The sequence below is a fragment of the Levilactobacillus namurensis genome (genome assembly GCF_032197885.1).
GTDB lineage: Bacteria > Bacillota > Bacilli > Lactobacillales > Lactobacillaceae > Levilactobacillus > Levilactobacillus namurensis_A.
Genome location: NZ_CP134159.1, coordinates 2,435,230 through 2,448,105 on the forward strand (window position 1 = coordinate 2,435,230; position 12,876 = coordinate 2,448,105).

Annotated in this window: 9 protein-coding genes; 5 read left to right on the forward strand and 4 right to left on the reverse strand. The window is 55.6% G+C overall.

What is annotated here, in order from left to right; all coding sequences use genetic code 11:
- Window positions 1-312 precede the first annotated feature (312 nt).
- The 4 genes from RIN67_RS11615 to RIN67_RS11630 all read left to right on the forward strand — a co-directional run bounded on the left by RIN67_RS11615 (window position 313) and on the right by RIN67_RS11630 (window position 5,947).
- The gene (locus tag RIN67_RS11615; protein ID WP_265000324.1) at window positions 313-1,326 is read left to right on the forward strand and encodes a glycosyltransferase family 2 protein; all 1,014 of its coding nucleotides are present in this window, start codon (window positions 313-315) and stop codon (window positions 1,324-1,326) included.
- 12 nt (window positions 1,327-1,338) lie between these two features.
- Entirely contained in the window at window positions 1,339-3,411 is a 2,073-nt protein-coding gene (locus RIN67_RS11620; RefSeq protein WP_313825851.1) for a hypothetical protein, read from the forward strand.
- A gap of 516 nt (window positions 3,412-3,927) precedes the next feature.
- On the forward strand, window positions 3,928-4,788 hold the full coding sequence (locus RIN67_RS11625; RefSeq protein WP_024747438.1) for a DUF3737 family protein: 861 nt from the start codon (window positions 3,928-3,930) through the stop codon (window positions 4,786-4,788).
- Window positions 4,778-5,947, forward strand: coding sequence for a MalY/PatB family protein (locus tag RIN67_RS11630; protein WP_265000203.1), 1,170 nt, complete (start codon window positions 4,778-4,780; stop codon window positions 5,945-5,947). Before RIN67_RS11625 ends, RIN67_RS11630 begins: the two co-directional genes overlap by 11 nt.
- 57 nt (window positions 5,948-6,004) lie before the next feature.
- On the opposite strand, the gene RIN67_RS11635 is transcribed toward RIN67_RS11630, so the two are convergent.
- From RIN67_RS11635 to argF, 4 genes are all read right to left on the reverse strand, one after another.
- On the reverse strand, window positions 6,005-7,591 hold the full coding sequence (locus RIN67_RS11635) for an ATP-binding cassette domain-containing protein (protein ID WP_265000204.1): 1,587 nt from the start codon (window positions 7,589-7,591) through the stop codon (window positions 6,005-6,007).
- A 198-nt stretch (window positions 7,592-7,789) separates the two neighbouring features.
- Window positions 7,790-9,346: a YfcC family protein gene (locus RIN67_RS11640; protein ID WP_265000205.1), complete on the reverse strand. Its 1,557-nt coding sequence runs from the start codon at window positions 9,344-9,346 to the stop codon at window positions 7,790-7,792.
- 186 nt (window positions 9,347-9,532) lie between these two features.
- On the reverse strand, window positions 9,533-10,459 hold the full coding sequence (gene arcC, locus RIN67_RS11645; protein ID WP_265000206.1) for a carbamate kinase: 927 nt from the start codon (window positions 10,457-10,459) through the stop codon (window positions 9,533-9,535).
- Between the two features lie 13 nt (window positions 10,460-10,472).
- On the reverse strand, window positions 10,473-11,471 hold the full coding sequence (argF, locus tag RIN67_RS11650; RefSeq protein WP_313825850.1) for an ornithine carbamoyltransferase: 999 nt from the start codon (window positions 11,469-11,471) through the stop codon (window positions 10,473-10,475).
- A gap of 109 nt (window positions 11,472-11,580) precedes the next feature.
- On the opposite strand from argF, the gene RIN67_RS11655 reads away from it, so the two are divergent.
- Complete coding sequence (locus tag RIN67_RS11655; RefSeq protein WP_265000208.1) at window positions 11,581-12,876, forward strand: ATP-binding protein; 1,296 nt, start codon at window positions 11,581-11,583, stop codon at window positions 12,874-12,876.

Consider the following 12,876-nt stretch of genomic DNA (forward strand, 5'->3'; position numbering starts at 1 on the left):
TTGTTGCTATTTCTAAGTTCAAGCGTCGGGTGGGGACGCTCAATTTAGCCGTGAGGTGGGACCTGAAGCGGCTCAGTGGCGTCCCTTGGGGTTAGCTTACCCTCAGGTCAATCCTGAAGACCGCGCTTGGAGGCTAAGTCACCCCAGCCCCGCCTCAGTGATTCAGTCGCAAAGTTAGTTCCCCGTATCATGCCCCCGCTTGCGAGTGTTTTTTAATCTCCTACCACCCGTTTGGCACTATCCTAAGGAAAGACGTTTGGCTAGCGGGGGAACTAGCCAGCGTACAGGGTTTACTTTGGGGAGGAAGTATCTATGATGACCAAAAAACTGCCACGGTTAACTATCGTGGTACCTTGCTATAACGAAGAAGCTGTTCTACCATCCAGCGCGAAAACCCTGGGTGGCATTTTAACCAAACTGATTGCCGGTCAACAAGTCACGACCGACAGTAAGATTCTGTTCGTCGACGATGGCAGTCACGACCAGACCTGGGAGACCATTCAAACCCTCCAGGCCCAAAACGCACTGTTCACCGGCTTAAAGTTCAGCCGGAACTACGGCCAAGAGGTCGCTTTGATGGCTGGTCTCCGAACCGCCGCGCCTTACTCGGACCTCACGATTACGATTGACGCTGACCTGCAGGACAACCCGTACTTGATTCCAACCATGGTCCAACAAGCCGCCGACGGGTTCGACATCGTCTACGGTGTCCGCAACGACCGCTCCAGCGACACCTGGTTCAAGCGCACCACGGCCCAACGCTTCTACTGGTTGATGAATAAGATTGGCGTGCACCTGATTCCCAACCACGCGGATTACCGGATGATGACCCGCTGTGCGTTGACCGCCCTACTGCGCTACCACGAAACGGACCCGTTCATCCGTGGCATCGTGCCGCAACTGGGCTTCCCGTCCACTAAGCTGTACTATAAGCGGCGTCCTCGAACGGCTGGCGTCTCCAAGTATCCGTTAAGTAAAATGCTCAAATTAGCCTTAAACGGAATCTTTTCCTTCTCATTAGTCCCAATTCGCGCGATTATGGGAGTAGGCAGTCTGGTCTGCCTGGCCGCCTTAGTGGCGTTCGGCTGGTTAGGAATCGATGCGTTACGCGGGATCACGACCGCTGGTGTCGGCCCCATCATGGCTTCCTTGTGGCTACTTGGCGGTCTCCAACTGATGGCATTAGGCATCATTGGGGAATACGTTGGCCGAACCTTCGCCCAGAGTAAGCACCGTCCCGCCTTCATCATCGAGACCGATACCTACTCCAACGAGTTCGTCCAAAAAAACATTGAGGGGACGCGGTTCCAGCACCAACCCTCATAGAGGAGTCGTTCTATGTCGTTTCGTCAAAAATTACGCATCAGTGGCGGTCTGTTGATCACCGGCCTCCTGGCCATTACCGGGCTATTAGCCCTGCTGTGCCCCGTGGCCTATCGCGCTGACCGCCATTGGTGGTCCCCATTACTGGTGGGGCTGACTAGTTTAGTCTATCTGGGACTCTTGGGCATCACCTACTGGTACCTGCACCACCTTCCCCCCCGCACCCACCAGTGGGTCGGCTGGGGGCTATGGGCTGTCCTGTTAACGGGACAACTGATTATCGCCTATGACTGGATCGCCGCGCCCCGGGCCGACCTGTACTTCGTGCACCAGCAAGCCGTTGCGTTACTCAACGGGGACCACCAGTGGAACGCCTACTTTTACACCTACCCCAATAACGTCCCCCTCACCCTCTTATTAGCGGGGGTCCTCAAGCTGGGACGTTGGGTTACCGGTGGCGATTCGGGGGTCTGGCTCAACCTGGTCCAGTTTGCTTGGCTCGACACGGGTATAGCGGTGATGGCCCACCACCTTCGCCGCCAAGTCGCCCCACTACGGGCTAACCTATTCTTGATCCTGGTCACGACCAGCGTACCGCTCTACGCGTACGCGCTCAACACCTATAGCGACACCGTGGTCCTGCCCGCCGTATATCTGGTCCTAGTCGCCCTCTTCCGGTTCCGCCGGGCCGTCACCTGGCGTCAGGGACTGGGGCGAGGATTGGTCTTAGGCCTGCTTCTGGCCGTCAGCTACCTCTTCAAGGCGAACTTTATCGTGCTCACCATCGCCGTATTACTGGGCCTGTGGCTACTCCCCAATCACTTACCCCGGGTCGGCTGGGGGAAGTTCGGGGTGACCCTCCTGATTGCGCTGTGCTTTGCGGGTGGGATGGGCGTCAACCGGTGGGCCCAAACGGCCGCCGGCTACCAAGCCGACCCTAACCAGGCCCTGCCAGCCCTCAGCTGGATCGCCATGAGCTGGAATCCCGCCTACCACGGTGATTACAATAAGCAAGATGCCGACACGGTAATTGCGGCCCCGACGGCACAAGCCAAGACCACGCTGGCCCAGGAACACCTCGCTCAAGCCTTCGACCAGCTAGGTCCCAGCGGCGTGGCCGTCCATCTCTTCCGTAAGGCCCAGCTCTTTTTGGCCACCGGAACCTTCGATAGCTTTCAGGTCAACTCAGCCTTCGACCGCTTACCCACAGCCTACCGCCGGCACCAACCCGTCTGCGAATGGCTATTGGCCAACCTGACCCAAGCGGCCTACTGTGGCTTGCTTCTGATTAACCTTTGCTGGGGCTGGGTCCAATGGCGCCGGCGCCACTTCTCCGCCGGTTTCTGGGTCGGGGGGCTCTTCGCTCTGGGACTGACCGCCTTTCACGTGATCTTCTGGGAGACCGAGGAACGCTACGCCTTGCCGCTCTTGCCCCTCCTATTAGCGGGGGCCGCCAGCAGTTTTCGCCTCCCGGAACGGTGCCCAGTCCGCCATCCCCGAGTCTGGTCACGAACCCTGGTTGCTAGCTTTAGCGTCCTAATGGTTGGCGCACTGGCCTGGGGCGGTGTGGTTCACACGCGCCCCGTCACGCAATTGGTCGATGCGGTCAGTCAAAACGAGGGCCGTTACTACCAAGACCACCTGATTCGGCTACACGCGGGCCAGCACCTGACGCAACCATTCACCGCTCCGGTCACGTTAAACCGCTTGGTAGTGGACCCTAACCGGGGGACCCGGGGACAACTGACCCTCGAGACCCGCCAAGGCAAGCCCATCTGGCGTTCAGCGAAGCGGGTCTCCCTGGCCAACGTGAAGCTCCCCGACCAACCCGCCGGGACTTACCAACTCCGGGTGACCAATTCGGGCAACCAACCGCTAGCTGTGGTCACGGCACCGGCGAACTATCCGTTGTTACCTCACGCGCTGCAGCAACACCCGCACCAATACCTGCGTTTCGTGGCCCGGCACGCGGCTTTAGCGCCCCTCCTGACGCCGAAGCGGTACGCCCTCTTCGCCGGTCTCTGGGTCCTATTAACCGCCAGTCTAGGCGCCTGGTACGTCCGCTGGTGGAAAAAAGTCACAAATTGATTGCCTTAGGACCACTCGAAGGGTCTAGAATAGAACTTAATTAGGATAGTAGAAATCATCCGCCTTACCGGGCGGCCAGCTAGGGCTGGAACGCAGTGGGCACCACTTCGAGCCAAAGAGCGGTCTCGAAGCTGGGCCTTTGACTAGGCCGACTAAGAAACGTCGCCCAAGTCAAATTTCACTGCTGAGCCCTAGCTGACCACCCTCACGGCTTACGTTAGCGCTAGAATGGTCTGCTGTGTTAGTCATTGTCGCGCCTCCACGTGAGGTCCCGCCAGCCGATAGGGCCCAGCCGGTGAAATTAGCGTTAGGCCAGCGGTTTTCTGGCCTTAGGCTAAGGCCGAGCTTTAAGACGGGCGGGCTTTGCGCGGCTTAAAGTCGTGCCCACTGGCGTCACGGCCCTGCCAATCGGCTGGCGGGACCGGATGGCCTTAACCAGCTGGGCGCCCGGTAAGGCGAATGCTTACCACCGTTGACGTTTTAGACGTTTTTACCAGACAAAGGGAGTCGAGAAATTTGAAGGAAATTAATCAACAAGTTCTAACTGGAGAACGGGCCCTCTTTCAGGGGCACGACCTCCACATCACCAATAGTACGTTTGTCGACGGGGAATCCCCGCTCAAGCACAGTCAAAACGTCGCCATCGACCACACGATTTTTAAATGGAAGTACCCCCTGTGGTACACCCACCACGCCAAATTGAATCACACAACTTGGCAACCCGACGCCCACGCCGGGATCTGGTACACCCAAGACATGACCATGACCAACACCACGGTGCGGGCCACCAAGACCTTCCGGCACGCCCAACAGCTCCGGCTAAAGAACGTGGACTTCTCGGATGCCGGGGAGACCCTCTGGTGGTGCGACGACGTTCAACTCGACCACGTGACGGTCAACGGCGACTACTTCGGGATGAACACCAATAACGTGGTGGCCCACAACCTCAAGGTCACCGGAAATTACGTCTTCGACGGTGGAAAGAACATCGAAGTCCACGACTCCACGTTCATCACCCACGACGCGTTCTGGAACTGCGAGAACGTCACCATCTACAACTCGACCATTATCGGGGAGTACCTAGCCTGGAACGCCAAGAACATCACCTTTGTCGACTGTTGGCTCGAAAGCGACCAGGGGTTGTGCTACGTCGATCACCTGACCATGCGCAACTGCTCATTGATCAACACCGACCTGTCGTTCGAGTACTGCACCGACATTGATGCTACAATTAAAACCAGCATTGATAGTGTAAAGAACCCGGTCAACGGCCAGATCACCGCCCCTAAGATTGGCCAGATCATCTTTGATGACCCCGCCATTGACCCTAAGCAGACCACGATTACGATTCAGGAGGATGAAACGCATGGCAAATGACTTTTCAGAAATGATTGACCGTCGGCACACCAATTCCGTTAAGTGGGACGTGAAGGATAACGAACTGCCCATGTGGGTCGCCGACATGGACTTCCGCACGGCTCCCGGAATCATCAAAGCGTTCCAGGACAAAGCCGCTAGCGGCATCTTCGGCTACGAGGAAGTTCCCGAAGCCTACTTCGAAGCCGTTCAACACTGGTACGCCACGGAACACAACTGGGCGCCCAACACGGCGTGGATGCGCTTCGTGACCGGGGTCGTCCCGACCATCTCGTCAGCGGTTCGGCGCGTCAGCAACGTGGGCGACAACGTCTTAGTCCAAGCCCCTGTCTACAACATCTTCTACAACTCCATCGTCAATAACGGCCGGCACGTGCTTTCCAGCGACCTGGTCGACCATGACGGTCAATACGCCATCGACTGGGACGACTTAGACGCCAAGCTGGCGGAACCCCTGACCACCATGATGATTCTCTGCAACCCCCACAATCCCGTGGGTAAGGTCTGGACCGCCGACGAGCTGGCGCAGATCGGCGCATTAGCCGCTAAGCACCACGTGACCGTTCTGTCCGACGAGATCCACGGTGACATCACCGACGCCGGTCACCCCTACACGCCGTTCGCTTCCGTCAACGACGTCAACGCCCAAAACAGCATCACCTGTGTCTCGACCAGTAAGACCTTTAACGTGGCCGCCCTGCACGCGGCGACGGTCATTGTCCCTAACGAGGCCTTGCGTCACGTGGTCGACCGGGGCATTAACACCGACGAATTAGCTGAACCCAACTCGTTCGCCATCCCCGGCGTGATTGCCGCGTACACCACCGGTTCCGACTGGGTCCACGCCATGAACGCACAGGTCACGGCCAACAAGCAGACCCTGACCCAGTTCATCGCCACCCAGTTGCCCGAACTCCAGGTCATTGAAGGCCACGCCACTTACCTGGTCTGGATCGACTGCCGCCACGTCACTTCCGACACCACCGCGCTGGCGGACTTTATCCGGGCAAAGACCGGACTCTTCATCACTGCCGGGGCCGTTTATGGCGGTGACGGTCACGACTTTATCCGCATCAACGTGGCCTGCCCCGCAGAACGGCTGCAAGACGGGCTGAACCGCCTGGCCGATGGCGTCCACCAATTCGAAAAACAGGCTTAATGACTCCCAAACAGCCCCTGGAAGACGGTGATCTTCCGGGGGCTGTTTTTCATGCGCCTAACGACCAGCCGAAGCGGTGGCTAACGTATCCACGCTCACCACTTGGTCATAGTGCACCAGGTCCGCGGACGTGTAATGGTGAATCGCCTCGATGATGGTCAGTTTCGAGTGCCAGAGTCGTTGGTGGATATCCAACGCCGTTTGCTTATCCAGGGCCGCCGTCATTTCATCCAGCAACAAAATCGGCCGCTGGGACAACAGGGCCCGACCTAACTCGATCCGGGCCAACTGCCCCCCAGATAGCTGGTCGGCGTTGCTGCCCAGTGAGTAATCCAGGCCTTCCTTTGCGACCAAGTCCCCCAAGTCCAGCTCCTGGCATAGCGCGGTCAACCGGTCGTCGCTTACCGAAGCCCCCAGTGTCAGGTTAAAGCGCAAGGTCCCGGCGAAAATGACCGGGCTTTGGCTGGCGTAGGCAAAGACGCCCGCTAACTGACTGGCTTGGACGGGCTGATGGTTCAGCTGAACTGTCTGGGCATGCCCAAATTGACCAGACCATAAGTACGTTAAAAGCGTGGATTTACCGCTCCCCGAACGACCGATCACGGCAATCTTCTCCCCCGCGTGGATCGTCAGGTCTAAATTATGTAACAAGGTGCGTTGCTGGCGTTGGAGCGTTACCTGGCGAAAGGCCAGCTCCCCTAAGGCCGGTGCGGGCGCGGGTAACGCCTGGTGACCAGCGGCAACGTACCCGTTCAGGCGTTCAACGATTTGGCGCGTGGTGGCCAGGTTATTGCGTTGTGCGAGGATCGTCAAGATGGGGTTGACGAAGGAATTCGACAACTGAACGATAGCGAACAAGACGCCTAACGTGGTCTGACCGCGAACGATCAAGTAGACCCCCACCAAGAAAGGCAACAGGAACGTACACAGATTGGCCGTAACGTTGATGCAGGCGTTACCGACTAGGTTCCGCAGATTCATCTTCGCCAGTGCGGCTTCCAGGAGATCGACCATGGCTTGGTTCTTCGCCACGGCGGCGTCCTGGGCGTGGTACCGGGCAATCGTTCCGGCTCCCGCCAAGAAATTCTTGGTCTGGTTCACGTACTGGTCATTTTGCTGCGACCAGTTCTCCGAGGCTCGCTCTAACGGCTTTTGAAATAGGTTAGAGACTAACATGGGCGCACAACTGCCCACGAAAAAGATCAGGGTGATCAGCCAGTTCAGGTACAGGGCGTAGCCGAACGCCATCACCAGCGTATACGCGGAAATCAGCATGTTGATTTCGGCTTGGAAGCGGTTGGTCTCCAGTAACTTAAAGTCGTTGGTCAGAAATCCCAACGCCGCGTCGTCCGTCTCCGTCGGCTGAGTGACCATCCCCCGAAAGACCTGCGCACGCAAGGTCCGGTTCAAGTGGCGCACGGCGTCAGTGGTGAACCAGTTAAAGCAGACCTGTGCCAGATAGGTCACTAACAGGCTCCCGAACGCCACTCCTAAGAATTCTGGTAACCGGTCAAACTCTCGGCGGGTCGCAAAGGTCGTCAGCGTTGCCACAACGGTCGCAATCACCAGATTCTCACAACTCGAAATCCATCCCGTCAAGTTCATTAAAAAGAACTTCCAATGGGGGTAATATTTGTAAACCATCCAATCAATCCCTTCTCAATCTCCATTAAGATTTAATTATAAAACACCCCGCTATCTTTAACCATATTTTAATTTAAAATATCGCTGACCTAACGAACGCCCAGCTCATCCCTGCCTGGACGCCCGGTAGGCGGATGACAACCATTACACAAAAAACCGCCCTTTCTAACGAAAGGACGGCATTTTACATCTATCTGATTACTTGTAAACTAACACTTCGGTCACTAGGATCCCACCACCGAAGACCAGTAAGAAGACCACAACGGGCCAGACAAACCGGAACCAGTGGGAGTAGCGCATATGCAACATCTGCAGCGTTGCCATGACTAACCCGGTTGGGGCTAAGAAGAGCATCGCGTATTGCCCGAATTGGTAGGCCGTAACGACCACGAACCGGGGAATGTTGACCGTATCTGCCAGGGGTGCCAGGATTGGCATCGACAGTACCGCCAAACCAGATGAGGATGGCACGATAAACCCTAACACGAAGAAGATCAGCAACATCACAATGATGAAGATTGGGCCACTCATGTGGGTAACCAGCGAGGACGCGAATTGTAAGATTGTGTCCGAAATCAACCCGTTGTTCAAGACCAGGTTGATCCCCCGTGCCAGCCCGATGATCAGGGAAACCCCGACCAGACCGGAGGACCCGGCAACGAAGGCGTCCACCACGCCCGTTTCACCCAAACCGTATTTCCCGGTTCCGGCGAGGAACATAATGATGATGGCGAAGGTCAGGAAGGATGAGGCCATGGTTGGGAACCACCAACCCTTGGCCATAACCCCCCAAACCATGATCGGGAACGTCACGACAAAGAGAATCAGAATCAGTTTCTTCCGGAACGTAAAGCCGGTCTCTTGACCGCCGCTGGTGGATTCCACTGACCACATCTTATCGAACTCTTCATGGTCATCCCAGGTGTAGGAGAACTCAGGGTCCGCCTTAACCTTCTTACTGTACCAATGCAGGTAGAACAACAGGAAGATGGTGGCAATGAACAGACCGCCGGCCCGCCACATGATCCCTTCCGTGAAGTTGATGCCGGCCGCGTTGGAGGCAATCACCACGGAGAACGGGTTAATCGTAGAGAACGAGGTCCCGACCGAACTGGCCAGGAAGATGGCCCCGACACTCACGATTGAATCGTAGCCCATCGCAATGAAGACGGGCACCAGAATCGGGTAGAAGGCCACGGCCTCTTCTTCGATCCCACACAAGGTCCCCCCGAGGACCAGAAGAACCGAGACTAAGAAGATCAGTAAGAACTCGTGGCCTTTGGTTTTCTTGGTCAGCGCCATCAGCCCCGTCTCGAAGGCCCCACTGGCTTTAACCACGCCAATCAGGCCCCCTAGGACGAAGATGAAGATCATGATATCGACGGATTCGATAGTCCCGTTGACCATGCTTCCCGTGATGTCACTTAACTTCGCCGGGTGTTGCGCCAGTCGTTCGTAGGTGTGGGGCACCGAAACGGCTTGGGTGATCCCGCCCGACTTAAACTGACCGATCTTGATCTTAACCCCCAGCTTATCTAGCTCTTGTTGGGTCGCAGGTAAGCTGGTCACGTGTCCGTGGGGATTCTGTAACCGCAGCTCGGAGTTGGCATTATTATACGACAGCTTCGAGTAACTTCCGGCCGGAATGGTCCAGGTCGCAATCACCGCGACCACGGTCAGAATGAACAGAATGAAGAACGCCCCGGGCATTTTTAATTTAAAATGTCGCTTTTTTACTGTTGGATTATCACTCATAAGTTTTTACCTCTAAAATATGATGGCAGTTTCGCTAACAATACGCACCAGAAAACGCGGTCACCAGGAGGTACTGGGGAGTCCGTCTCACTATCCGCTTTACTTCTCTGAGCAATTGGATGACTAAGACGTTACTGATTCCCCACCACATCCTTTAGACCGCGTTCTATGGTTGATTGACCCGGATTACTTGATCAGGGTCCCGACTTTTCCGGCGAGTGCGTCGTCGAGATGGTCTAAGGACGTAATCAAAGCCGTCCGTTGCGCGCCGGACTTGGCAAAGTCCAAGCAAGCTTCAATCTTAGGTAACATGCTGCCTGGTGCGAATTGACCTTGGTCAATGTACTTCTGGGCGTCTTGAACGGACAGTTCCCGGAGAGCCTTCTGGTCGGGTTGACCGTAGTTGACGTACACGTCGTCGACCGCCGTCAAGATGATCAGTTGGTCCGCATCGAGGTTGGCCGCTAACAGCGCACTGGAACGGTCCTTATCGATCACGGCTGGGACACCCTCTAAGCCCTGGGTGGTCTGAACGACGGGCACTCCGCCACCACCGCCGGCAATCACTAAACTGCCGGATTCAATCAAGTTGTTGATACTGTTGAGTTCAATGATCCGCTTGGGAAGCGGTGATGGCACGACCTGCCGGTAGCCCCGACCAGCGTCTTCCTTGAAAGTGTAGCCCTTTTCGGCTTGAATCTTGGCCGCGTCTTCTTTAGAGTAGAAGTCACCGACTGGTTTGGTAGGGTCTTCAAAGGCCGCATCGCTAGGATCCACTTCAATCTGGGTGACCACCGTCGCCACATCCTTTTGGATGTTTTGCCGGTGCAACTCGTTTTGCAAGCTTTGTTGCAGGTGATAACCAATGTAGCCTTGGCTCATGGCCCCACATTCAGGGAACGGGAAGGCTGCCGTCTTGCCGTTTTCCGCGGCAAAGTTCATCCCCAGGTTGATGGCCCCGACTTGGGGACCATTCCCGTGACTGATGACGACCTTGTGTCCCGCAGCCACTAATCCCACTAGGGAAGCCGCCGTGTGCTTGACTAACTGCAACTGTTCTTCTGGTGATTTGCCTAAGGCGTTCCCGCCCAAGGCCACAACAATTTTAGCCATGTTCTGCCTCCCGTTATTCGCCTAAGGTTGCGACCATCACGGACTTGATGGTGTGCATCCGGTTTTCGGCTTCTTGGAAGACTACGGAAGCGTCACTTTCGAAGACGTCCTCCGTAACTTCCATTTCGGAGATTCCGAATTTCTCTTCGATTTCTTTCCCGACCTTAGTATCCGTGTTGTGGAAGGCTGGTAAGCAGTGTTCGAAGATGGCGTTCGGGTTCTGCGTCTGGTCCATAACTTCTTGGGTCACTTGGTAAGGCTTCAGTAACTTGATCCGGTCAGCCCAGACACTGTCAGGTTCACCCATGGAGACCCATACGTCGGCGTAGATTACGTCAGAGCCCTTGACCCCTTCAGCGATGTCGTTGAAGACTTCGATCTGAGCACCGGTCTTGGCAGCGATGTCGTTCGCCCGCTTCAACAGGTCGGCCTTAGGCGCTAATTCCTTAGGGCATACCACGTGGTAGGTCATGCCCATCACAGCGGCCCCTAACATCAAGGCGTTCGACACGTTGTCTTGACCATCGCCCACGAAGGTGAACTTGATGTCCTTGTAGTCCTTCTTCAGGACTTCGTGGGCCGTCAAGAAGTCGGCTAAGACTTGGGTTGGGTGGTCTTCATCGGTCAAGCCGTTCCAGACTGGCACACCGGAGTAGTCGGCTAAGGTTTCGGCCGTCCGTTGGGAGAAGCCCCGGTATTCGATCCCGTCGAACATGCCGCCTAAGACCCGAGCGGTATCCTTAGCGGTTTCCTTCTTACCCATGTGGGAACCGGAAGGGCCTAAGTAAGTGACGTGAGCCCCTTCATCTTTAGCGGCAACTTCAAACGCACAACGCGTCCGAGTGGAAGCCTTTTCAAAAATCAACGCAATGTTTTTATCTAATAATTTCTTTTGTTCCGTGCCCGCGTACTTGGCCTTTTTTAAGTCTTCGGCTAAATCGAGCATGTGACGCATTTCGCGCGTGGTAAAATCAGCTAAGGTTAAGAAATTCCGGTTACGTAAATTAAACATGTTGTGTTCCTCCTAATTGATATTTACAAGTATTAGTTTAGTAAGCGGTTTCATAAAGCTTCAAGAAGCTTCAACCCTTTGTTAAAAAATTCTCTAGGAGTGGGTTATTTTGTTCAAACAAGCCTCAATTATCCATCGCAGTCGCCGGCAACGCATCCTGATTGCCGCGGTCTGTATCGCCCTGGCCTCCCAGGTCAGCTTTCAGGTCTACACCCCCGGCTTCATCATCGCCCTCTCGGCGCTCCTGTTGCCCATCTTCCTCTACTTCAACGCCGACCTGAATCCCCTGCTGCTGTCCGGCATGATTGCCATCGCCTCCCCCATTTTTCGGGGGATCCTGCTATTCATCGGCCACGCCTCTCAGACCGAGACCATCCTCCATTTCGTGGTGACCGATATGGCCTTCTACCTCTGCTACGGCGGGCTGTACTACCTGCTCTACTGGCGGCGGACCCAGCGCAACAACAGCTCCTTTTTCCTGACCATCGTTCTTTGTGATTATTTATCCAATCTTTTAGAAGTCAGCTTGCTGACCGACTTCCACAACTACAGCTACCACCTGTTCCAACTCCTCTTCGTGGCCGCATTGGTCCGCAGCCTGTTCAGTTGCCTATTGGCCTTCGCCTACCATTACTTCACCCTGTTGATGCGCAAGGAAAGCCACGAACAACGCTACTACCACTTCATCTGGGTCGCGTCTTCCGTGAAGAGCGACGTGTACTTTATGCAGAAGAGTCTCGGGGAGATCGAACGGGTCATGAAGAATGCCTACCTCCTGAACCAGAAGCTTGAGGACCTAGACGTCCCCCAGGAATACCGCGACATGGCGCTGGCGGTGGCCCGCGATGTTCACGAAATCAAAAAAGACTACCGCAATGTTACACTAGAACTAGGCGAATACTTCGGGAGCAACCAGGACGCACCCATGCAACTCTCAGACATCTTGAAGGTCACCACCACCTACATCCAAGCGGCCATCAAGCACCACCACCCCAACGTGGTGATCGAAGTCCATAACCAGGTCGACCTCTTGATTCCCAAGCACTATTACGTGGTCACGATTCTGTCTAACCTGATCTTCAATAGCGTTGACGCGTTGCCCAAGGATAAACTCAACGGCTGTATTCAGGTCACGGTCACCAGTGCCGGTGCCGACATCCTGCTGACCGTGAGTGACAATGGCCAGGGGATGGATGATCGAACCCAGTCCATGATCTTTCAGCCGGGGTTCTCGACTAAATTCAACGCGACGACCGGCAATATTTACCGTGGCATCGGGTTATCCCACGTCAAAATCATCGCCCAAGAACAGTTCGATGGCAACATCACCGTTGACTCGCAGCTGGGTCGCGGCACCGACTTTCAAGTTCGTCTGAACAAAGCCCATCTTCTTCAGGAGGAATAA